Annotated in this window: 24 protein-coding genes; 15 read left to right on the plus strand and 9 right to left on the minus strand. The window is 60.9% G+C overall.

The genetic code is table 11. The features are described from left to right. Nucleotides 1-9 precede the first annotated feature (9 nt). The 3 genes from H8F22_RS01555 to H8F22_RS01565 all read right to left on the minus strand — a co-directional run bounded on the left by H8F22_RS01555 (nt 10) and on the right by H8F22_RS01565 (nt 1,945). Entirely contained in the window at nt 10-1,221 is a 1,212-nt protein-coding gene (locus tag H8F22_RS01555) for a cytochrome c biogenesis protein DipZ (RefSeq protein ID WP_059181082.1), read from the minus strand. Between the two features lie 151 nt (nt 1,222-1,372). Then, nucleotides 1,373-1,633 carry a hypothetical protein gene (locus tag H8F22_RS01560; RefSeq protein ID WP_194939680.1) on the minus strand — a complete coding sequence of 87 codons (261 nt, stop codon included), beginning with the start codon at nt 1,631-1,633 and terminating at the stop codon, nt 1,373-1,375. A gap of 48 nt (nt 1,634-1,681) precedes the next feature. Continuing rightward, nucleotides 1,682-1,945 (minus strand): DUF2790 domain-containing protein, encoded by a 264-nt coding sequence (locus tag H8F22_RS01565; RefSeq protein WP_027925242.1) that lies wholly within the window; start codon nt 1,943-1,945, stop codon nt 1,682-1,684. A 307-nt stretch (nt 1,946-2,252) separates the two neighbouring features. Here H8F22_RS01565 and H8F22_RS01570 point away from each other — a divergent pair, with 307 nt between their 5' ends. The 5 genes from H8F22_RS01570 to H8F22_RS01590 all read left to right on the plus strand — a co-directional run bounded on the left by H8F22_RS01570 (nt 2,253) and on the right by H8F22_RS01590 (nt 6,554). Beyond that, nucleotides 2,253-2,993, plus strand: coding sequence for a response regulator (locus tag H8F22_RS01570; RefSeq protein ID WP_027925241.1), 741 nt, complete (start codon nt 2,253-2,255; stop codon nt 2,991-2,993). Further along, entirely contained in the window at nt 2,990-4,300 is a 1,311-nt protein-coding gene (locus H8F22_RS01575) for an ATP-binding protein (RefSeq protein WP_194939681.1), read from the plus strand. Before H8F22_RS01570 ends, H8F22_RS01575 begins: the two co-directional genes overlap by 4 nt. A gap of 94 nt (nt 4,301-4,394) precedes the next feature. Then, entirely contained in the window at nt 4,395-5,027 is a 633-nt protein-coding gene (locus tag H8F22_RS01580) for a CDP-alcohol phosphatidyltransferase family protein (RefSeq protein ID WP_027925239.1), read from the plus strand. After that, nucleotides 5,014-5,613: a lysophospholipid acyltransferase family protein gene (locus H8F22_RS01585; RefSeq protein ID WP_027925238.1), complete on the plus strand. Its 600-nt coding sequence runs from the start codon at nt 5,014-5,016 to the stop codon at nt 5,611-5,613. The genes H8F22_RS01580 and H8F22_RS01585 overlap by 14 nt, the downstream gene beginning before the upstream one ends. Beyond that, nucleotides 5,610-6,554 (plus strand): phosphatidate cytidylyltransferase, encoded by a 945-nt coding sequence (locus H8F22_RS01590; protein WP_027925237.1) that lies wholly within the window; start codon nt 5,610-5,612, stop codon nt 6,552-6,554. The genes H8F22_RS01585 and H8F22_RS01590 overlap by 4 nt, the downstream gene beginning before the upstream one ends. A 42-nt stretch (nt 6,555-6,596) precedes the next feature. Here the strand turns inward: H8F22_RS01590 and H8F22_RS01595 are convergent, their stop codons facing one another. From H8F22_RS01595 to H8F22_RS01605, 3 genes are all read right to left on the minus strand, one after another. Beyond that, nucleotides 6,597-7,352 carry an HvfC family RiPP maturation protein gene (locus H8F22_RS01595; protein WP_194939682.1) on the minus strand — a complete coding sequence of 252 codons (756 nt, stop codon included), beginning with the start codon at nt 7,350-7,352 and terminating at the stop codon, nt 6,597-6,599. Continuing rightward, nucleotides 7,345-8,184 (minus strand): HvfB family MNIO-type RiPP peptide maturase, encoded by an 840-nt coding sequence (locus tag H8F22_RS01600; RefSeq protein WP_194939683.1) that lies wholly within the window; start codon nt 8,182-8,184, stop codon nt 7,345-7,347. The genes H8F22_RS01595 and H8F22_RS01600 overlap by 8 nt, the downstream gene beginning before the upstream one ends. A 144-nt stretch (nt 8,185-8,328) precedes the next feature. Next, nucleotides 8,329-9,651 carry an acetamidase/formamidase family protein gene (locus tag H8F22_RS01605; RefSeq protein ID WP_194939684.1) on the minus strand — a complete coding sequence of 441 codons (1,323 nt, stop codon included), beginning with the start codon at nt 9,649-9,651 and terminating at the stop codon, nt 8,329-8,331. Nucleotides 9,652-10,019: 368 nt separating this feature from the next. Here H8F22_RS01605 and H8F22_RS01610 point away from each other — a divergent pair, with 368 nt between their 5' ends. Both H8F22_RS01610 and H8F22_RS01615 read left to right on the plus strand, forming a co-directional pair. Continuing rightward, complete coding sequence (locus H8F22_RS01610; protein WP_194939685.1) at nt 10,020-11,066, plus strand: class I SAM-dependent methyltransferase; 1,047 nt, start codon at nt 10,020-10,022, stop codon at nt 11,064-11,066. Between the two features lie 88 nt (nt 11,067-11,154). Beyond that, the gene (locus H8F22_RS01615) at nt 11,155-11,994 is read left to right on the plus strand and encodes an NAD-dependent protein deacetylase (protein ID WP_027925232.1); all 840 of its coding nucleotides are present in this window, start codon (nt 11,155-11,157) and stop codon (nt 11,992-11,994) included. Nucleotides 11,995-12,123: 129 nt separating this feature from the next. On the opposite strand, the gene H8F22_RS01620 is transcribed toward H8F22_RS01615, so the two are convergent. Continuing rightward, nucleotides 12,124-13,023: a LysR family transcriptional regulator gene (locus H8F22_RS01620; protein WP_027925231.1), complete on the minus strand. Its 900-nt coding sequence runs from the start codon at nt 13,021-13,023 to the stop codon at nt 12,124-12,126. 174 nt (nt 13,024-13,197) lie between these two features. Here H8F22_RS01620 and H8F22_RS01625 point away from each other — a divergent pair, with 174 nt between their 5' ends. Genes H8F22_RS01625 through H8F22_RS01635 form a run of 3 tightly spaced genes read left to right on the plus strand, consistent with a single transcriptional unit; the run spans nt 13,198 to nt 15,791 of the window. Beyond that, nucleotides 13,198-13,896: a CoA transferase subunit A gene (locus H8F22_RS01625; protein ID WP_027925230.1), complete on the plus strand. Its 699-nt coding sequence runs from the start codon at nt 13,198-13,200 to the stop codon at nt 13,894-13,896. A 36-nt stretch (nt 13,897-13,932) separates the two neighbouring features. Beyond that, on the plus strand, nt 13,933-14,598 hold the full coding sequence (locus H8F22_RS01630; protein WP_027925229.1) for a CoA transferase subunit B: 666 nt from the start codon (nt 13,933-13,935) through the stop codon (nt 14,596-14,598). Nucleotides 14,599-14,609: 11 nt separating this feature from the next. After that, nucleotides 14,610-15,791 carry an acetyl-CoA C-acetyltransferase gene (locus tag H8F22_RS01635; RefSeq protein WP_059181090.1) on the plus strand — a complete coding sequence of 394 codons (1,182 nt, stop codon included), beginning with the start codon at nt 14,610-14,612 and terminating at the stop codon, nt 15,789-15,791. Nucleotides 15,792-16,049: 258 nt separating this feature from the next. Here the strand turns inward: H8F22_RS01635 and H8F22_RS01640 are convergent, their stop codons facing one another. Next, nucleotides 16,050-17,369, minus strand: coding sequence for an Nramp family divalent metal transporter (locus tag H8F22_RS01640; RefSeq protein WP_027925227.1), 1,320 nt, complete (start codon nt 17,367-17,369; stop codon nt 16,050-16,052). A gap of 204 nt (nt 17,370-17,573) precedes the next feature. Between H8F22_RS01640 and H8F22_RS01645 the strand changes: the two genes are divergently transcribed. The 5 genes from H8F22_RS01645 to H8F22_RS01665 all read left to right on the plus strand — a co-directional run bounded on the left by H8F22_RS01645 (nt 17,574) and on the right by H8F22_RS01665 (nt 21,125). Continuing rightward, a complete protein-coding gene (locus H8F22_RS01645) occupies nt 17,574-18,368 on the plus strand; it encodes a hypothetical protein (protein WP_194939686.1) in 795 nt (264 codons plus the stop codon). 57 nt (nt 18,369-18,425) lie between these two features. Continuing rightward, entirely contained in the window at nt 18,426-19,349 is a 924-nt protein-coding gene (gene yddG / locus H8F22_RS01650) for an aromatic amino acid exporter YddG (RefSeq protein ID WP_194939687.1), read from the plus strand. Nucleotides 19,350-19,431: 82 nt separating this feature from the next. Beyond that, nucleotides 19,432-20,103: a glutathione S-transferase family protein gene (locus H8F22_RS01655; RefSeq protein ID WP_194939688.1), complete on the plus strand. Its 672-nt coding sequence runs from the start codon at nt 19,432-19,434 to the stop codon at nt 20,101-20,103. 43 nt (nt 20,104-20,146) lie between these two features. Further along, on the plus strand, nt 20,147-20,473 hold the full coding sequence (locus H8F22_RS01660; protein ID WP_059181094.1) for a putative quinol monooxygenase: 327 nt from the start codon (nt 20,147-20,149) through the stop codon (nt 20,471-20,473). Nucleotides 20,474-20,552: 79 nt separating this feature from the next. Further along, complete coding sequence (locus H8F22_RS01665; RefSeq protein ID WP_027925222.1) at nt 20,553-21,125, plus strand: DcrB/PsbP domain-containing protein; 573 nt, start codon at nt 20,553-20,555, stop codon at nt 21,123-21,125. A gap of 3 nt (nt 21,126-21,128) precedes the next feature. Here H8F22_RS01665 and H8F22_RS01670 read toward each other — a convergent pair whose 3' ends face one another. Then, entirely contained in the window at nt 21,129-21,845 is a 717-nt protein-coding gene (locus H8F22_RS01670) for an alpha/beta hydrolase (protein WP_027925221.1), read from the minus strand. Nucleotides 21,846-21,964: the final 119 nt, after the last annotated feature.

A 21,964-nucleotide genomic window follows, 5' to 3' on the forward strand; every position in this document is an offset into this window, starting at 1 on the left:
TTTGATCGCTTATGCCGCCGGGGCTTTCGCCTCTTCCAGCAGTTGCTGGATCATCTTCTCCTGCGTCTCGTAGCTGCCTTCGCCGAAGTGGGTGTAACGCACCTGGCCCTTGGCGTCGATCAGGTAGTGAGCGGGCCAGTACTGGTTATCGAAGTTGCGCCAGATCGCGTAGTTGTTGTCGATGGCCACCGGGTAGGTGATGCCGAGCTTTTTCACCTGATCCTTGACGTTGTCGATGATGCGCTCGAAACCGTATTCCGGGGTGTGTACACCGATCACCACCAGACCGTCCTTCTCGTATTTCTTCGCCCAGTCCTTCACATACGGCAGCGTGTGCTGGCAGTTGATGCAGTCGAAGGTCCAGAAATCCACCAGCACCACTTTGCCTTTCAGCGATTCGTTGGTCAGGGCCGGCGAGTTGATCCATTCGACGGCGCCGTTCAGCGATGGCATGGCGCCTTGGGCGTTGTCCATCGACGAGTCCGCTTTGACCTTGCTGACGAAGTAGTCGACGACTTTCGGCACGGTTTCCAGCACGCCTTGTTCGAGGCTGCTGACGCCTTCGGACGAGGTGCCGGCGAGCAGGGTTTTGTCAGCGCCGGTGGAAATCACGGCCGCAGCCGCCAGCACCGCAACACCTGCCCCCTTGCGCAGCCAACCGGTGACCGGGATTGACGCTTTCAAGCGATTGACCAGGCCGCGACCGGCGAAGATCAAAGTCCCCAGGGACAGCGCGCTGCCCAGGCCGTAGGCCAGCAGCAACAGACTGGTCTGCGCATTGGCACCTTGCAACATGGCGCCGGTGAGGATCACACCGAGGATCGGCCCGGCGCACGGTGCCCACAGCAGCCCGGTGGCCACACCGATCATCACTGAACTCAACGGGCCGGACATTTTGCGGGTGTCGGGGTCAAGGCGATTGCCCAGGGCCACGAACGGACGGGCCATCCAGTCACCGATCCGGGCGGAAATCAGCGACAGGGCAAACAGCACCATCACGAACAGGGCGACATGGCGACCGGTGTTGTTGGCTTGCACCACCCACTCACTGCTGACCACGGCCAGGCTGGAGATCAGGGCGAACGTCAGGACCATGCCGCCGAGGGTCAGCAGGATGGAGGAACGGCTACGTTTGACCCCGGCGAACAGGAACGGAACAACCGGCAGGATACAGGGACTGAGCACGGTCAATACGCCGCCCAGGAAAGCGATGAGAAACATGGGATCACCTTGAAATAATGAAGGGCGACACAACACACAATCCCTGTAGGCGTGAGCCTGTTCGCGATAGCGGTGTATCAGTCGGCATCATTGTTGTCTGACACACCGCTATCGCGAGCAGGCTCACTCCCACAAGGGGGCGGTGGGGTTTTCAGGCCGTCTGGTTATCCAGTTGCTGACCCTGCGGAGTCCGGCTGCCGCCGTTCTCGGCAACCATCTGCCCCTGCGGCGTACGGCTAAAACCATCCTCGGCCAGAAAGGCGTTGGAATCCTTGTGCGCCACCGGCGTCAGCTGGAAGCAGGTGGCGCTGCCACAACTGTTCTGTTCAACAGCGGCATTGGCATTGGCATGGGCGGCGGCGCCGGCGATGGAGAAGGCAATGGCGGTCAGGTAGCGGCTTACGTTGTTCATGGTGTTCTTCCTGTTTCAAAGGGGATGGGCACTGGGTGAGCGCAGCAATCAGTTGTCCGAGTTGCAGTTGTCAGCCACTTTGCGGTAGTCCAGAACCTGGGTTTTGTTCTGCGAATCCAGGTAAGTCAGTTGCGCATCCACCACGCCGCAGACTGGGGTCGCATCCTGTTTCAGCGACACGACCTTCTTGATGTCGAGATGGGTGCCGTAGGTGTAGGTTTTGGCTGTAACGTCTGCTTCGGCACGGGCCGACAAGGTGCAGATGTTCAGGGCAGCAAACAGGCAAGCGGCGTAAATGGCTTTGGTGTTCATGGCGGTTTCCTCAAGGCTTCAATGGGTAGGTCGTTCAATTGAGCCGAGGCGGTGTGGTTTGCCTCGTTGGAACCTATTAGAAGCCCGCGAGGTATCTGCTCTGTGTCGAGAACAGACGCGGATAAATCGGTACGTATCAAAGCCGCCCCCTGATACACAGCGATACAAAACCCCTGAAAAACCGTGTTTTTGCGTCTGCGTGTATCCGCCGCCAAGCCAGATACACTGCAATACAAAGGGTGGCGGGCAAGCGGGCCAAGGCTCGATAGACTGCGCGACATCCCCCATTTACAGAGGCAAGGCCCCCATGGAACACGTCGATCACATTCTCATCGTCGACGATGACCGCGAGATCCGGGAACTGGTAGGCAACTACCTGAAGAAGAACGGCCTGCGCACCACAGTCGTCGCCGACGGCCGCCAAATGCGTGCCTTCCTTGAAACCACGCCGGTGGACCTGATCGTGCTCGACATCATGATGCCCGGCGACGACGGCCTGATGCTCTGCCGCGAATTGCGCGCCGGTAAACACAAGGCCACGCCCGTGTTGATGCTCACCGCGCGCAACGACGAAACCGACCGCATCATCGGCCTGGAAATGGGCGCCGATGATTACCTGGTCAAACCGTTTGCCGCCCGCGAGCTGCTCGCCCGCATCAACGCCGTGCTGCGCCGCACACGCATGTTGCCGCCGAACCTGGTGGTGACCGAAAGCGGCCGGCTGCTGGCCTTCGGTCGCTGGCGCCTGGACACTTCAGCCCGGCACCTGCTGGACGAGGACGGCACCATGGTGGCGCTCAGTGGCGCCGAATACCGACTGCTGCGGGTCTTCCTCGATCACCCGCAACGGGTGCTCAATCGTGATCAATTGTTGAACCTGACCCAGGGCCGCGACGCTGACCTGTTCGACCGTTCCATCGACTTGCTGGTCAGCCGCTTGCGCCAGCGCTTGCTGGACGACGCCCGCGAACCGGCCTACATCAAAACCGTGCGCAGCGAGGGCTATGTGTTTTCGCTGGCAGTGGAAGTCATCGGTGCGCCCTCATGAACCTGGCAATTCGCTGGCCCCGTACCCTCGCCTCGCGGCTGTCGCTGATCTTCCTGATCGGCTTGATCCTCGCCCAGGCGCTGTCCTTCGGCGCGCAGTATTACGAGCGTTACGAAACCGCGAAAAACACCATGCTCGGTAATCTCGAGACCGACGTCTCGACCTCCATCGCCATCCTGGACCGTTTGCCGGCCACCGAGCGGGCGAGCTGGCTGCAGCAACTGGAACGGCGCAACTACCGCTATTTGCTGGATGAAGGTTCGCCGGGCACGGCCATGCGCGACACGCCGATTGCCGTGACCTCGATCAAGGACGCCATCGGCAAGGACTACCCGATGACCGTGACCGATATTCCCGGCCCGATCAAACATTTCCAGGTCCACCTGAAACTGGCCGATGGCAGCCCGGTGACCATCGACGTACGACCGGCGATGGTGCCGCTGTCGCCATGGCTGCCGTTTGTGTTGCTCGGTCAATTGGCGCTGCTGATCGCCTGCACCTGGCTGGCCGTGCGCATCGCCATCCGTCCGCTGACCCGCCTGGCCCAAGCCGTGGAAACCCTCGACCCCAATACCCACGCCGTGCACCTGGACGAACAAGGCCCGACCGAAGTCGCCCACGCGGCCAAGGCGTTCAATGCCATGCAGGCACGCATCGCCGCGTACCTCAAGGAACGTATGCAACTGCTGGCGGCGATTTCCCACGACCTGCAAACCCCGATCACCCGCATGAAACTGCGCGCCGAATTCATGGACGACTCGGTCGAAAAAGACAAACTGTGGAACGACCTCGGCGAGATGGAACACCTGGTGCGCGAAGGCGTGGCCTACGCGCGCAGCATTCACGGCTCGACCGAAGAAAGTCGGCGCACCGACATGGACTCATTTCTCGACAGCCTGGTGTTCGACTATCAGGACATGGGCAAAGACGTGCAACTGGGCGGCAAAAGTGAAGCCGTCATCGACACTCGCCCCCATGCATTGCGCCGGGTGTTGGTGAACCTCACCGACAATGCCCTGAAGTTCGCGGGTGCGGCCGAACTCAAGGTAGAAAGCAAAAACGGCAGTCTGTCGGTGAAAGTCATGGACCGCGGGCCGGGCATTGCCGAGGAAGAGCTGGCACAGGTGATGGAACCGTTTTACCGGGTGGAAAATTCACGCAACCGCAGCACCGGCGGCACCGGGCTTGGGTTGGCGATTGCCCAGCAACTGGCGTTGGCCATCGGTGGATCGCTGGTATTGAGTAATCGTGAGGGTGGGGGATTGTGTGCGGAGCTGAAGTTGCCGATTCGACCTGTCAGTCAGTAAACAGGCGCAGGGACACAGGAAAGCCTCTATATTGTGGGGCGCTGCCGGGCGATTTGCCCCTGCGGCGCATCATCATGAATAGGGATATCGGTAAATGGATGACAACAGAAGGCCCATCAAGACACGTTCGGCGGGCTGGGCAAAACGCATCACCGACCGGTTGGTGAAACGCGACATTTCCCCCAATCAGATCTCCGTCGCCAGCATTGCTTTTGCGCTCGCCGGGGCAGCGGCTCTGAATATCGATAACGGCCTCATCGGCTCGATCCTCTGCGCCATCGGCATTCAGTTGCGCCTGCTGTGCAACCTGTTCGACGGCATGGTGGCCATCGAGGGCGGCAAGAAGTCCGACATCGGAAGCCTCTACAACGAATTCCCCGACCGCATTGCCGACAGCCTGCTGATCATCGGGCTCGGTTATGCCATCGGGCACGGCGACCTCGGATGGTTTGCCGCATTGGCCGCGGCGCTCACGGCGTATGTTCGCGTGTTTGGCGGTTCGCTGGGCCTCAAGCAGACCTTCATCGGCCCCATGGCCAAGCAGCATCGAATGGCCGTGATGACTGCCGGGCTGCTGCTGAATGCGTTCGAAGCCACGATGTATGGCACGCACTACGCACTGTTGATCACGCTGGTGATCATCGCCGCCGGATCCGCCGCGACCTGTGTCACGCGAACCCTGGCCATCTCGCGTCAGCTCAAGGGGAATCTCCATGTGGATCAGTAATGCGCTGATTTCAGTGCTGCGTTTCCTGATCGGTGTCACCGCCCGCTGGGAAAGCCCGCCGGACCTGACCCGCCAGCGCATCTATTTTGCCAATCACACCAGCCACATGGACACGCTGGCCATTATCGCCGCCCTGCCCCCCGAAGCCCGGGTCAATGTGAAACCGGTAGCCGCCGCCGACTACTGGGGCAAAAACCGCTTTCTGCGCTACATCTCGCAGAAAGGCCTGAATGCCGTGCTGATCGACCGCAACCCGACACCGGGGACCAATGTACTGGAGCCGATTTTCGATGTGGTGCGCGCCGGCCATTCGATCATCATCTTTCCGGAAGGCACGCGCTCCAGCCAGGCCTTGCCCGGGGAATTCAAATCCGGTCTGTACCGATTGGCCGAGGCGTTCCCGGAAGTTGATCTGGTGCCCATCTACCTGGAAAACCTGCACCGCTCCATGCCCAAGGGCAAACACGTGCCGCTGCCGATCATCTGCACTATCCGCATCGGCGACCCGATGCCACGGTTCGTCGATGAGGAAAAACAGGTGTTTCTGCAACGGGCGCGTGACGCCATCGTGAGGTTGTCGGCATGACGCTCGAACAAAAGTTTTTGTGGTTCTTTGGCGCCATCGCCTGCCTGCTGGCGGTGGCTTCGATTATTGGTCGCGTGCTGGCTAAACGGGCGAAAACCGAGGGCTCGATCTCGACCATCGAAAACCTCAATCAGCGCGTGAATGCCTGGTGGGGGATGGTGATCATCTTCTTCGTCTCCTACCTGCTGGGCGGGAATGCGACGGTCATTCTATTCGGCTTCATTTCGCTGTTCGCCCTCAGGGAATTCATCACCCTGACGCCCACCCGCCCCGGCGACCATAACGCGCTGTTCTCGGCGTTTTTCATCCTGATCCCGCTGCAATACGTGCTGATCGGCACGCACTGGTATTCGCTGTTCACCCTGTTGATTCCGGTGTACGCCTTCCTGCTGCTGCCGGCGATTGCGGTGCTGAGCCAGGACACCGACAGCTTTCTGGAGCGCGCGGCCAAAATTCAATGGGGGGTGATGATTTGCATCTACTGCATCAGCCACGCCCCGGCCCTGTTGCTGCTGGACCTGCAAGGGTTCACCGGGCAGAACGCGTTGTTGCTCTTCTATCTGGTCTTTGTCGTTCAGTTGAGTGACGTGTTGCAGTACGTGTTCGGCAAGCTCTTTGGCAAACACAAAGTCGCGCCGTTGGTGAGCCCGTCGAAAACCGTTGAAGGTTTGGTGGGTGGCGGCTTGTCGGCCACGCTGATCGGCGGGTGCATGTTCTGGATGACGCCGTTCAATTTCTGGCAGTCGTTGCTGATGTCGCTGGTGATTGTGGTGATGGGGTTTCTCGGTGGGTTGGTCATGTCAGCGATCAAACGCAGCCTGAGCGCCAAGGATTGGGGAACCATGATCAAAGGGCATGGCGGCATGCTCGACCGGATGGATTCAATCTGCTTCGCGGCACCGATCTTCTTTCACCTGACGCGGTACTTTTTCTCCGTGTAAGCCGCACCGCCAATGATCGTTCCCACGCTCCGCGGGGAACGATCATGCCACCCCCAAAACTCCTTCTCCGTGCATCTGGCGCAACAACGCCGCGCCACTTTCCATGAATTCCGCCGACCCGCGCGCACCCGCCTCGACCGCCAGCTCTTCCAGCTGCGCCTGTCCATTCAGGTCGGGAAACGCCTCGATCCGCTGCAACAGCCGCCACGCCAACGGGCTCAGTTCGGAAAACTTCACACTCCAGTCTTCCGCCCGGCGCACCAGTAACAACGTCGGCTGAGCAGGTGCTGCCTGGGGTTGAAAATCCGGTCCGACCCACTGCACCGGCCAGCCATACGCCAGCGGCCATGCCAGTGGCGAAACCTGCAACGGCCGCTGCAGGATCAACGCCGCATCGCTCGGCGCCAACGGCTCGGCATCGGATTGTTGCAACGCCATCTCGACCCATTCGTAATGCGCCAGTTCCACCATGAACGGCGGCCACGTGCCCTCGCTCAGCGCCTGCGGACCAGCCGCGAGAAAGCCGATAAATTCCTGGGCGATCTCGCCGAACTTCGGCGTCTGTGCACGGTGGTCCCGCAGGAAAATCCGCACCAGCGTGCGCCACTGCTCATCACCGATTATCTTGATCAGCACCGGGAACGTCCCGCTGAGCAACGTCGACAGGTTGGCGAAAATCAGGTCGCGATATACCTGCGCCCGCGCGGCATTCATTTCGCCGGGCGGCGCGCAGTGCTCGGGATCGCGCAGGTAGCGGCCCAGGGTGGTTTGCTGTTCCAACAGGCTGGGCTTATCCACGGTTCACCCCCTCGGTTTGCAAGTGGCGAATGGTCTGCAATTCGGCCACCAGTTCAGAAAACGCCGGGAAGTTGAAATCCCGCTCCAGCAGCGTCGGTTGCGCGCCGAACCGGGCATACGCTTGCGCCAGCAACGACCAGACCACCGGTTTCACCGAGGCGCCGTGGGTGTCGATTTTCAAGGTGTCGGATTCGTCGAAATGCCCGGCCACGTGTATGCCCACCACCCGGCCTGAATCGACATTGGCCAAAAAGGTCAGCGGATCGAAACCGTGGTTGATCGAATTGACATACACGTTGTTGACGTCGAGCAGCAGGTCGCAATCGGCCTCGCGCAACACCGCGTTGGTGAAGGTCACCTCATCCATGTCCTGCTGCGGCGCGGCGTAATAGGAAACGTTTTCCACCGCCAGGCGTCGGCCGAGAATGTCCTGGGCCTGACGGATGCGCGCCGCCACGTGGTGCACCGCTTCTTCGGTAAAGGGCAGCGGCAGCAGGTCGTAGAGATGGCCGTCATCGCTGCAATAGCTCAAATGCTCGCTGTATAGCGGCACCTGGTGCTGGTCGAGGAACACCCGGACTTCCTGCAAAAAACCGACATCCAGCGGCGCCGGCCCGCCGAGGGACAACGACAAACCATGACAGGACAAAGGGAATCGTTCGGCCAGGGTGCGCAGTGCATGGCCATGGGCACCGCCGATGCCGATCCAGTTTTCCGGGGCGACTTCCAGAAAGTCGAAATCACCGGTACGGGCGGCCAAAAGGTCTTTCAATAAACCGCGACGCAGGCCGAGCCCGACGCTGGCCTGGGTGGGTGTGGAAGAGGTCTGCATGGTGTGGATCTCAATGATTGCCATAACGGAATCACAGTTAATCGAAGCGCTGTATCGGGGCTGTGTTCGGTTGCGGCAGAAAATCTGGGTGGATGTATCAGCAGCGGGTCTGTACACACTTTGGTACAGACCCGTGAGTGGGCGTTATGCCAGGTCGTATTTCTCGCGCACCAGGTGACCGATGCCGATCCGGTCCAGCACGGTCATCGGGCACAGGAAGGTCACGCGGACGGTGCCGGGCAAGCGGCTGATGTCAATGGAGCCGGTAATGGTCGCGCGGTTAAGCACTTCGTCATACGCAAGGCCGGTGACCGACGCCGCGCGTTTCAGGCCGTTTTCCACGGCGACGTTGAGGTTTTCACCGCTGCCGATAAAGGTGATTGGGCCGCTCTGTTCGATCTCGTGCTGACCCCAGCGCTCGCCCAGTTCGCGGACTTTCTGCCGTTGTCCGGCCGTCATCGGCCGAGCCATGGGCGGCAGGTCATCCAGGTTTTGCAGGAGGATCGGGCCTTCCAGCGCCAGGTGCTTGATCACTTCCACCTGCACTTCGGTTTCCCCGGAGCAATCGGTGGCGTGCCCGGCGATTTCGCCGTTGCCCTGCTGGGCATGCATGTCGCCCATGTACACCCCGGCGCCGGGTACTTTCACCGGACAGATCAGCACACAGCCTTCGCGAATCGAGTTGGTGTCCATGTGGCCGTCGGTTTTCGCTGCGTGCAGTTCTTCGCGGGTCATGCCGAAACGGTGCGGCGCGTTGATCAGGTACTGGCCGAAATCGGCGCAGTTGTGCGAGTCGGGCAAGTCACGGGACGGCGTAGTGCCAATGTTGCCGAGAAACGGACGCATGTGCGCGGCGACGCCAGGAATGTCAGCGCGGGCCAGCGACAGGATCGAATGCTGGGCGGCGAACTCCGGCAGGGCCGACATCTGCGAGGCATTGCCGGCCAGTCGGTTGGCGACGTCCTGATTGACGGTGAGGCTGACCTGGTTTTGCGCATCGAACACGATCACGTAACCATGGCTGAAACGAAACGCGCTGACTTCGGCGCCGCAGTTGTTGCAACGAATCGAGTCTTCGCCGATGCCTTCAACGTGGCTGGCCGGGTGGTCGGTGCCGCACTTGGAGCAGAATTTGGAGACGAACGGGTCGCCGTTGTAGCGCCCCTCGACAAAACTCATGACCCCGGACGACGTCGCCAGCGAGGTCACGCGTATGCTTTTGATCTTGATCGCCACCGCATCGCCGACTTCGGCGCCGGCGATGGCCACCGGTTGCGTGACTTCGTGGCCGCCTTCGAACGCCGGAGTGATCATCGGCCCCCAGCAGCCCGGCGGCGTGCCGGTGATCAGCGTGCCACCGTCGGCCAGCGGCCCGAGCATGGGCTGGCTCGGGCCGATGATGCCTTGGGTGTAATGGTCGACGCGCAGGCGATTGACGGGGTTGGTTTCAGACACAAGCTTAGTCATCAGGGGGATCCCTTCACGGAGTGAGAATGCCTCGGCAGAACCGGAGTTCGGGCGCTGGATGGCTTGTACAGTTCATCGCAGGTTTGTATCCGGGCTGTGTTCGGCAATGGCCGGCAGTCGCAGAAACTGTATCGGGTGCGGGTTTAGATACAGTGCGATACACACCGCCATTCCCCTGTGGGAACACAAATCCCCTTGTGGGAGCGGGGCTTTCGTCGCTCCTGGCCGCAGCGCGCGGGCCACGAACTAAACTTAATGCACCCAGGACGTGCATGGGCGTCCTGTTCATTCCCACGACCACCGCCCAGAGACGAATGCCTCGATAAATACGGCCTCTGGACCGTGATCCTGCCAAAGGAGCACACGTGATGGACGAGGCCAGACTCAATGATTTCATGGGCAAACTGGTAAATGACATGGGCGGCGCGGCGATGCTTGCCAATGTCATCCTCGGCGAAGAACTCGGCCTGTACCGGGCCATGGCCGACAGTCAGCCAATCAGCCCCGAAACACTCGCCGAGAAAACCGGCTGCAACTCCCGCCTGGTGCGCGAATGGCTCAGCGCCCACGCCGCCTCCGGCTACATGGAGCACCGTGAAGGCCAGTTCCGCCTGCCCGAAGAACAAGCCCTGGCCCTGGCCATCGAAGACTCACCGGTTTACATAGCCGGTGGTATCGGCGTGGTGGCGTCGTTTTTCCACGACAAGGACAAACTGGTCAAAGCCATGCGCGGCGACGGTGCCCTGCCTTGGGGCGATCACCATCCGTGCATGTTCAGCGGCACTGAGCGGTTTTTCCGGCCTGGTTACAAAGCGCACCTGATCACCGAGTGGTTGCCGGCCCTTGAGGGCGTGGTGGCCAAGCTTGAGGCTGGCGCGAAAGTCGCGGACATCGGCTGCGGGCATGGCGCCTCAACGGTGATCATGGCCCAGGCGTTCCCGGACTCGCGGTTCGTCGGTTTCGACTACCACGCCCCTTCCGTCACCGTCGCCACCCAACGTGCCGAAGAAGGCGGCGTGGCCAGGCGGGCCCGGTTCTTTCAGGGCACCGCCAAGAGCTATCCTGGCGGCGACTATGACCTGATTTGCTACTTCGACTGCCTGCACGACATGGGCGACCCGGTGGGCGCGGCCAAACATGCCTATGAGTCGCTGAAACCGGACGGCACAGTGCTGCTGGTTGAGCCGTTCGCCAATGATTCGCTCGACGACAACATTAACCCGGTGGGCCGGCTGTTCTATGCCGCCTCGACATTCATTTGCACGCCGAACTCGCTGTCCCAGGAAGTCGGTCTCGGGCTCGGCGCCCAGGCTGGCGAAGCGCGGTTACGCAAGGTGTTCACCGAGGCGGGATTCAAGTCGTTCCGGCGCGCCACCGAAACACCGTTCAACCTGATTCTGGAAGCGCGTAAATAAACCTCAATCTTCACCCGGACAGCCGCGCTGTCCGGGTGATCGGTCTGCTACGCTGCACACTCTCAAGACCCTCTGCGGAGTGTTGAACATGCTCGACAGCCTCCTGCGCGAACAACTCGAGCGGCTTCGGCAACTCATGGCTGAACAGCCGTTCGTGGTGCTGACCGGTGCCGGCATCAGTACCCCGTCAGGCATTCCGGACTACCGCGATCACCAGGGCGTGCGTCGCGGCCGGCAACCGATGATGTATCAGGAATTTCTCTCCGCCCCGCAATCGCGTCGACGTTATTGGGCACGGGCCATGCTCGGCTGGCCGCGTGTGCGTCTGGCGCAGCCGAATGTCGCGCACGAGGCGTTGGCCAATTTGCAAAGCAAGCAACAGATCAGCGGCCTGATCACCCAGAACGTCGACACCCTGCACGATCAGGCCGGCAGTCACGATGTGATCGAACTGCACGGCAGCCTGCACCGGGTGCTGTGCCTGGATTGCGGACTACACAGCGAGCGGGACGTCATTCAGCGATTGATGGAAGCGCACAATCCTTATCTGGCCGGGGTCGATGCGGTACAGGCGCCGGATGGCGACACCTTGCTGGATGCGGCATTCGAAGCGCGGTTTCAAGTGCCACAGTGCCCGCATTGCAAAGGCGAGCGGATGAAACCGGACGTGGTGTTTTTTGGCGAAAACGTCGCGCAGGCAACGGCGGCCAAGGCGATGGCCGCGGTGGAAAAAGCGGCGGGGTTGCTGGTGGTCGGGTCTTCGTTGATGGCGTACTCCGCGTTTCGGCTGTGCCGGGCGGTGGCGGATCAAGGGAAGCCGTTGATTGCCATGAATCTGGGGAAGACACGGGCGGATGACCTGCTGGATATGAAGATTGAAGGCTCGTGTGAACAGCTTTTACCCCTGCTGGCCCAAAAACTGACGTAACACTGACCCTGTAGGAATGAGCCTGCTCGCGATGAAGCCAGTACCTTCACCATTGATGTCGACTGATCCACCGCCATCGCGAGCAGGCTCACTCCTACATTAGATTTGTGCTGGCTATCAAGCCGATGATCAGTGCGTGGAGATGGGTTGGCCGAGTTCTTCCTTGAGGATATCGAACAGCGCCTGCGCCGCCGCCGACAGTTCACCGCCAGGCTGGGTCAAGACGCCGATGGCCCGCTCCACCACCGGATCGCGCAGGGGGATGCACCGCGCACCGAGCTCTTGCATCTGCCCCGCGCACAGCGCCGGCACCGCGCTCACCCCCAACCCGCTGGCCACCATTCTGCCGACCGTCGCCAACTGATGACTTTCAAATTCCACCGGCAACTTCATTCCCCGCGCCTGTAGGTGTTCCTCCAGCATCACCCGCACCGTCGACGGTCGCTGCAAGGTGATGAACGGCTCCTTGAGCAGCATTTGCCAATCGATATCATCATGCTCGGTCAGCGGCGAATCCTTCGGCACGATGGCCACAAAGCGGTCCATGTACAGCGGCATGAACGCCAATGACGAACTTTGCGTCGGCTCAAACGCCACGCCCAGCTCAACCTGGCGGTCGCGGACCATTTCCAGCACCTGCTCGTTGATCACGTCATTCACCGTGACGTTGACCTTGGGGTAACGCGCACGGAAGGTCTTGAGGATCGGCGGCAGCAGGTTGCCGGCAAACGACGGCATCGCGGCCAGGGTCACGCGGCCGCGCTGGAGGGTAAAGCGCTGGCGCAGTTCGTCCTCGGCATTGTCCCAATCGGCGATCAACCGGCGAGCCAGTGGCACCAGCGATTCACCCTCGGCGGTCAGCGCCACGTTGCGTGTGTTGCGGGTGAACAAGCGCCCACCCAGGCCCTCCTCCAGCGCCTTGATCGTCAGGCTCAATGCCGATTGCGACAGATGGAGGCGTTCGCAGGCCACGGCAAAACTCAGGCTCTGGGCCACCGCCAGGAAGGCGCGGATCTGCTTGACTGTCATGGTCGCTTCGCTCCAGCGGTAAGTTATAAGCTTCAAGCGGCAAGATTGAAGCGCCGATTGGTGAGTTTTATCTATCAATCCACCTTAAAAATCAACTTAACAAATGAATACAACAGCGAGACACTCCCCTTCATTCGGCTAGCCAGCCGCCCACAAAGAATAAAAGAGGTGCATATGGCAGGTTTCGACAAGCGCGTGAGTTCCTACGAGGAAGCTCTGGCAGGTCTGGAAGACGGCATGACCGTGATCGCCGGCGGCTTCGGCCTGTGCGGGATCCCGGAAAACCTGATCAACGAGATCAAACGCAAAGGCACCCGCGACCTCACCGTGGTGTCCAACAATTGCGGCGTCGACGGTTTCGGCCTCGGTGTGCTGCTGACCGACCGCCAGATCAGCAAAGTGGTGGCCTCCTACGTCGGCGAAAACAAGCTGTTCGAAGAGCAACTGCTCAAGGGTGAAATCGAAGTCGTCCTGACCCCCCAAGGCACCCTCGCTGAAAAAATGCGCGCAGGCGGCGCCGGCATCCCGGCGTTCTTCACCGCCACTGGCGTTGGCACCCCGGTTGCCGACGGCAAGGAAGTCCGCGAATTCCATGGCCGTAAGTACCTGATGGAAGAGTCCATCACCGGTGACTTCGCCATCGTCAAAGGCTGGAAAGCCGACCATTTCGGTAACGTGATCTACCGTCACACCGCCCAGAACTTCAACCCGCTGGCCGCCACCGCCGGCAAGATCACCGTGGTCGAAGTCGAAGAAATCGTCGAACCCGGCGAGCTGGACCCGGCGCAGATCCACACCCCTGGCATCTACGTCGACCGGATCATCTGCGGCACGTTCGAGAAGCGCATCGAACAGCGCACCATCCGTAAGTGATCCCCTGCCCCCGGACCGAATGAAGGAATAACAACAATGGCACTTTCCCGCGAACAAATGGCTCAACGCGTCGCCCGCGAAATGCAGGACGGCTTTTACGTCAACCTGGGTATCGGCATCCCGACCCTGGTCGCCAACTACATCCCTGAAGGCATGGAAGTCATGCTGCAGTCGGAAAACGGCCTGCTGGGCATGGGTCCTTTCCCTACTGAAGAAACCATTGATGCCGACATGATCAACGCCGGCAAACAAACCGTGACCGCACGTACCGGCGCGTCGATCTTTTCCTCGGCCGAGTCCTTCGCGATGATCCGCGGTGGTCATGTCGACCTGACCGTGCTGGGCGCCTTTGAAGTCGACGTGCAAGGCAACATCGCCTCATGGATGATTCCCGGCAAACTGGTCAAGGGCATGGGCGGCGCCATGGACCTGGTGGCTGGCGCAGACAACATCATCGTCATCATGACCCACGCGTCCAAGGACGGTGAATCCAAGCTGCTGGACCACTGCAGCCTGCCGCTGACCGGCGCCGGCTGCATCAAGCGCGTATTGACCGACCTGGCTTATCTGGAAATCGAAAACGGCGCGTTCATTCTCAAGGAACGTGCACCGGGCGTCAGCGTCGAGGAAATCGTCGCCAAAACCGCTGGTAAACTGATTGTTCCCGATCACGTTCCAGAAATGCAGTTCGCTGACCAGTGAGGAATTCCCCCATGCAAGACGTCGTCATTGTCGCCGCCACCCGCACTGCCATTGGCAGCTTCCAGGGCTCTCTGGCCGGCGTTTCCGCGGTTGATCTCGGCGCGGCGGTGATCCGTCAGCTGCTGGCGCAAACCGGCCTGAACCCGGCTGAAGTCGATGAAGTGATCATGGGTCAAGTCCTGACCGCCGGCGCCGGGCAGAACCCTGCGCGCCAGTCCGCGATCAAGGCCGGCCTGCCGTTCACCGTGCCGGCCATGACCCTGAACAAGGTCTGCGGTTCCGGCCTCAAAGCCTTGCACCTGGCCACCCAGGCGATTCGCTGCGGCGATGCCGACGTGATCATTGCCGGCGGCCAGGAAAACATGAGCCTGTCCAACTACGTGATGCCGGGTGCTCGCACCGGTCTGCGCATGGGTCATGCGCAAATCGTCGACACCATGATCAGCGACGGTCTGTGGGATGCGTTCAACGATTACCACATGGGTATCACCGCCGAGAACCTCGCCGAGAAATACAGCCTGACCCGCGAGCAACAGGACGCCTTCGCGGCTAGCTCCCAGCAAAAAGCCACGGCGGCCATCGAAGCCGGGCGTTTTGTCGATGAGATCACGCCAATCCTGATTCCTCAGCGCAAGGGCGATCCGCTGTCCTTCGCCACCGATGAACAACCGCGTGCCGGCACCACCGCTGAAGCGCTGGGCAAGCTGAAACCGGCGTTCAAAAAGGACGGCTCGGTGACGGCAGGCAACGCATCGTCGCTGAACGACGGCGCCGCTGCCGTGATCCTGATGAGCGCCGATAAAGCCAAGGCCCTCGGCCTGCCCGTGCTGGCGACAATCGCTGCTTACGCCAACGCCGGCGTAGACCCGGCGATCATGGGCATCGGCCCGGTGTCGGCCACCCGTCGTTGCCTGAGCAAGGCCGGTTGGTCCATCGATCAACTCGACCTGATCGAAGCCAACGAAGCGTTCGCTGCGCAATCGCTGGCGGTGGCCAAGGACCTGGAATGGGACTTGAACAAGGTCAACGTCAACGGCGGCGCCATCGCACTGGGCCACCCAATCGGCGCATCGGGCTGCCGCGTGCTGGTGACCTTGCTGCATGAAATGATCAAGCGCGACGCCAAGAAAGGCCTCGCCACCCTGTGCATCGGCGGTGGTCAGGGCGTGGCATTGGCGATCGAACGAGCGTAAAGCGTTCTTCAGACTGCGCGGGGACCCACGAAGATCCGCTGCAGCCTGGCAACACCCCCGGCGCGATTCACGTCGCGCCGGGTCCTTGCGCTATACCCGAATCCCTTGTAGCCGCTGGCGAAGCCTGCGGCTACAAGTTGTGTGAGCAGGCCGGGACCGCGTCATCATTCTTCGCGAGCAGGTCCGCTCCCACAGGGGGTTTGTGCTCACCGAAGATCTACTGTGGGAGCGAGCCGGCTCGCGATGAGGCCCGGACAGTCACCCCAGAAACTGCAAGATCAACCAGCTGTTCGCCCCACTGATCACCACAAACAACCCCCACGCCAAACCCCGAGTCGGCCAGCGATTGACGAACGCCCCCATCAACTGGCGATCGTTGGTCATGCGAATCAATGGGTACAACGCAAACGGCAACTGCAAACTCAATACCACCTGACTCAACACCAGCAACTTGCCAACCGCACTGTCGCCCATCAGCCACACCCCAATGAACGCCGGAATCAGCGCCAGCCCACGGGTGATCAAGCGCCGTTGCCAGCACGGAATCCGCAGGTTCAGGAAACCCTCCATGATCACCTGCCCGGCGATGGTCCCGGTAAAGGTCGAACTCTGCCCCGACGCCAGCAACGCTACGCCGAACAACACGCTGGCCAACGCCCCGCCCACCAGCGGATCCAGCAAGTGATAGGCGTCCTGGATGTCCACCACATCGGTATGCCCGGTCTTGTGGAACGCGGCCGCCGCGAGAATCAGGATCGCTGCATTGACCAGCAGTGCCAACGCCAGCGAACCGATGGTGTCGATGCGCGCCAGGTTCACCGCGTCCTGCTTGCTGGCCAGGTCCTTGCCGATCAGTCGGGTCTGCACGATCGAGGTGTGCAGGTACAGGTTATGCGGCATCACCGTGGCCCCGAGAATGCCGATGGCCAGGTACAGCGGCGCGGCATCGCCAATCGCCGAGAGTGACGGCGTGAAGCCGCGCGCCACGTCTGGCCAGTAAGGTTTGATCAGCAGCAATTCGACGAAGAAACACGCGCCGATGGTGCTCACCAGCACCAGCATGATTGCTTCCAGACGACGGAAACCGCGGTTTTGCAGGGCCAGCACCAGCAGCGTGTCGAACGCCGTCAGGGCGATGCCAAACGTCAGCGAGCACCCGAGTAATAGATGAAACGCCAACGCACAGCCAAGCACTTCGGCAAGGTCGGTGGCGATGATCGAGATTTCCGCCAGCACCCACTGCGTGCGTGCCGTGCGCGTGCTGTAGCGCTCGCGGGACAATTGCGCCAGATCGCGCCCGGTAGCGATGCCCAGGCGCGAACACAAACACTGCACCACCATCCCCGCCAGACTCGCCAGCAGCACCACAAACAACAGGCTGTAGCCAAAGCGCGAGCCGGCCTCGATGGCGGTCGCCCAATTACCCGGGTCCATGTAGCCGATGGACACCAGCAAACCCGGCCCGGCAAAGCTCAGCACCCGCTTGAAGAACGATGCGCGCGGATCAACGGGAACAGTGCCGGCCACTTCCGGCGGGCAGAACGGCGCGGTGGCGACTTTGGGTAGACTGAATTTCACACACACATCCAGAAACAGGTGAGAGGGTGCAGCTTAGACGCTTCGCCCGGCACACCCAAGGGCCCGCAGTTGATGAACATTCCCACGCAAAGCGTGGGAACGTTCAAGGGCTGGCGACTTTGTATACAAAAACAGGCAATCGATGGAGCAATTCAGTGCGCGCGATGCTAACGTTGCCGTCTCTCTCAGGAAGGAGATGCGTGCGTGCTGATGCTCAAACTGCTGGTGATTCCAGGATTTCTGTTGCTGATCTCCCTGGCCGGTAAACGCTGGGGGCCAAGCGTGGCCGGTTGGTTGTCCGGGTTGCCGGTGGTGGTCGGGCCGATTCTGTTCTTCCTCGCCATCGAGCAAGGTGAAGTGTTTGCCGCCCAATCGGCGACGGCCGCGTTATCGGCGATGTTCGCGATGATTGCCTTCTGCGTGACCTACGCCCAGGTTGCCCAGCACGCCAATTGGCCGTTGGCGCTGCTGGTGTCGCTGTCCGTCTGGGCCTTGGCGGCCGTCATCCTGTCGCTGATCCCGCCGTCCCTGGTGTTCTCAGTCATCGCCGCGGCGACTGCGCTGCTCGCTGCGCCTTACCTGTTCCCCAAGGTAAAGCCGCTGGTGTCCGGCCCGGCGCCGAAGTCCGATAAATTGCTGCTGCGCATGATGGCCGGCGCCCTGCTCACCCTCGCGGTTACGTTGCTGGCGAGCACCGTCGGCGAACGCTGGAGCGGCTTGCTCGCGGTGTTCCCGGTGTTGGGCAGCGTGATGGCAGTGTTTTCCCAGCAAACCCGGGGCCCGGCGTTTACCGCCGCACTCCTTCGAGCAACGGCGACCGGCATGTATTCGTTCGCGGCGTTTTGTCTGGTGTTGGCGTTGGCATTGCCGCACATGGGGCTGAGCGCGTTTGCCCTCGGCGTCGCGGTTTCAGTGGCGATGCTCGGGGTCACCCGGCAATTGCTGGCACGCCCGGTCAAGCCGACGACCGCGCCTGGACGATCCGCGATCAACCGCTAAGCTCCTTCACAGCTGCGGGCCAGGATGTCGCCCGCTCACCGTGCTGAAGGACCAGACATGAATCACGCCACGTTACCCGTGCGCACTGCCCGCTCAGCCACTGCCGTGGGCGTTGTCGCCATATTCCTCTGGTCCTGCCTCGCGCTGCTGACCACCCTCACCCAAGGCATTCCCCCGTTTCAGCTGATGGCGCTCGGTTTCGGTGTGGCCTTCGCGGCGAGCGTGGTCATTCTGGGGCGACGTGGCATCGCCGGTTTCAGCAGCTGGCGACAACCCTGGGCCGTCTGGGCGACCGGGTTCAGCGGAATCTTCGTCTATCACGCGCTGTATTTTTTCGCGCTCAAAGCCGCCCCAGCCGCCGAGGCCAGTCTGATCAACTACCTCTGGCCCTTGTTGCTGGTGTTGTTGTCAGCGTTATCGGCCGGGGAAAAGCTGCACAAGCGACAGATGCTCGGCGCGCTGCTAGGGCTCGCCGGCACGGCGTTCATCATGCAGCAACACGCACCAGCGGCGGGTGCGGCGATGCCGGTGGCCGGCTATCTCGCGGCGTTTGGGTGTGCGCTGATCTGGGCCGTTTATTCAGTCTTCAATCGACGCTTCAGCGACGTGCCCAGCAACACCATCGGCGGTGTCTGCGGCCTGGTGGCCATCGGCGGGCTGATCTGCCATCTGCTGTTTGAAACCACGGTCTGGCCGGATGCCGGTCAATGGGCCGCGATCCTCTGCCTGGGCCTGGGACCGGTGGGCCTGGCGTTTTTGGCCTGGGACCACGCCACCAAGCACGGCAGTCTGGCGACATTGGGGGCGCTTTCCTACCTGGCGCCGCTGATTTCCACGCTGCTGTTGATCACCGTGGGCGATAGCCAGGCCAGTCCGATCCTGATCGTGCCCGCGCTGTTGATCATTGGTGGCGCGGTGATTGCCACCACGCGATCCTCCGAGAGGGCTATCGCAACACGTTCGATAACATCGAACGAGTAAAGCAACAACCTCGTACGTCAATCGAACGGGTTTCCCTCAACATCAGCCTCAGTTCACAACCCACCCGACTGAGGCCTGCACCATGAAATTCTTTTTCCACCCTTCGCCTAACCCGATGAAAGTTGCCCTGCTGCTTGAAGAACTGCAAACGCCTTACGAATTGATCGGCGTCGACACCTTCAAGGGCGAGCAGCACCTGCCAGCCTTTTTGGCGATCAACCCGAACGCCAAGGTTCCAGCACTCGTTGATGGTGACGCCACAGTGTTTGACTCCCAGGCTATCCTGTTGCACCTGGCGCAAAAACATCAGCGTTTCCTGCCGACCACCGCTGCCGGCAATGCCGAACTGCTGTCGTGGCTGATGTTCATCGCCACCGGCCTGTCACCGTTCTCGGGTCAAGCCGTGCACTTCCTTCACCACGCGCCGGAAGACCTGGCTTATGCGAAAAACCGTTACCTGAAAGAAGTGGAACGTCACTACCGCGTACTCGACCAGCGCCTGGCCGATCATCAATACCTCGCCGGCGACACCTACAGCATCGCCGACATGGCGCTCTGGGGCTGGGCCAACTACGCGCCGTACATCCTCGGCGAAAACGGCCTGGCGGCGTACCCGAACGTCAAGCGCCTGTTCGATGAAATCAGCGCCCGCCCAGCCGCTCAACGTGCCCACGGCTTGAAAGAGCAATTGGTGCTCAAGGCCGAGTTCGACGAAGAAACCCGTCGCAACCTGTTCCCGCAAAACCAGGCCTGAGTCTCCAGATCCGGTCCCGACTCCAGCATTTGAAGGTGATGAAATGAGTGATCAAGTCGCGTTTATCGTTTACCTGCCAGCCAAACCCGAACGTTTCGCCGAAACCAGGGAACGGCTGCTGGAGGTGGTGCACCAGATGTCTGCCGAGCCGGATTTCGTCAACACCTGGGTCCACCAATTGCAAGACGACCCGAACACCCTGGTGCTGTACGAAACCTGGAATTGCAGCAAGGAAGACTTCATCGCCCGTCACCTGAGCAAACCCTATCGCCAGGTGTACGAAGCGCTGCTGCCGGAGTTGCTGGCCGAGGATCGGCGGATCGAGTTTCTCGATGTGATCAGCAGCTATCCGTCGCAACGCGGGGTGTAAACCACCGCCGCGCTGGAATGCTTCACAACGTCCATGGGATGATCGCCCTCAAAGCGCGATCATCCCTGGAGTTTTTTTCATGTCACTGTTGAGTAAAAAAGCCGTTGTCCTGTTGCTGACGGCGGTTGCAAGTCTGGGCGCGTTGAATGCACAGGCCGCCAAGGCCACGGCCACCACGCCATCGTCCACGCAGAAAGTCTCGATGCTGGGCGGCAAGTTCACCTTCTCCCTGCCCAAGGGCTTTACCGCCAACACGCTGCCGGCCAGCCCGTCCGGCGCCAGCGGCACCATGTACACCAACGAAACCACCAAGACCGTGGTGATCGCCGCGGAAAACAACCTGCCGAAAGACGTCACCGTCAAAGACAACGACGGCGCGTTTCTCGACGGTACGGCCGCCGATTTCGAAGCCGCACAACGCAAGGCCCTGCCGGATTTCAACAAACTCAGCGAAAAAAGCCTGACACAGAAAGCGTCAGGCCTGGGGTTGCGTCAGGTGGACAGCACCGCCACGCAAGGGGGCGGCATGACCCTCAACACCACGCTGATGGCGGCGTCGGGTAACCGCATGGCAGTGGTTCAGGTGATTTCCCGTCCGGGTGACATGGCCGCGCATGAAACGCTGATCAAACAGATCGTCACCGGCAAGTAAGCTTCAAGGGTTGAGGCGCTGCAGCCAGGCGTTCAAATCCACAATCTCGGCCTCGCTGATGTTATGGCCGAGTCCTTCGTAGCCATGAAACTCAGGCTTGAGGGACAGGCTTTTCAGCAGGGTGTCGGCGTCTGTTCCGTCCTTGTACGGCAGGCGGTTGTCCTCTTTGCCATGACCGATGAAGATCGCCAGTTTCTGGAGGTTTTCATCCGGTTTGAGCGCTGATTTCAGGACTGGCAGAACCCGTCCGCTCAACGCTGCAATCCCGCCGACTGCCTCGGGGTGACGCAACGCCACTTCGTAGGACATGATCGCGCCTTGGCTGAACCCCACCAGGAACACCTTGTCGGGTTCGGTGTGATATTTTTTCGCCGCTTGAGCGATGAAATCCAGCAGCACCTGACCGCTGGACTTCAAGTCGCCAGTTTTGCCGTTATAGGCGCCCTCGCCCTTCTTGGTAAACCACTGGTAGCTGCCCTCTTCCAGGGTCATCGGCGCCCGCACCGACAGGTAGGTATAAGTCGCGGGCAGATCATCCTTGATGCCGAACAAGTCCTGCTCGTTGCTGCCGTAACCGTGGAGGAAAATCACCAGTGGCTGGTGTTGCGACTCGGGGTTGGCTTGTTCCAGGTACTTGAGGGGCAGATCGGATTGCAGCGGGGTTTGAGCGTGGACCGAGGCGGATGCCAGCAGTGTCAGCATGGCGAGAAATTTCAACATTGGCCTTCCTTTACAGAAACAGGATTCGGGGGTGAGCCTAGCACTGTGAGCCCTGATATATCAGGTGTTGCTGATGACCCCATCGCGAGCAAGCTCGGCTCCCACAGGGGGCTTTGTTG

Origin of the sequence: Pseudomonas mucoides, from assembly GCF_015461845.1 — a bacterium.
Classification (GTDB): domain Bacteria; phylum Pseudomonadota; class Gammaproteobacteria; order Pseudomonadales; family Pseudomonadaceae; genus Aquipseudomonas; species Aquipseudomonas mucoides.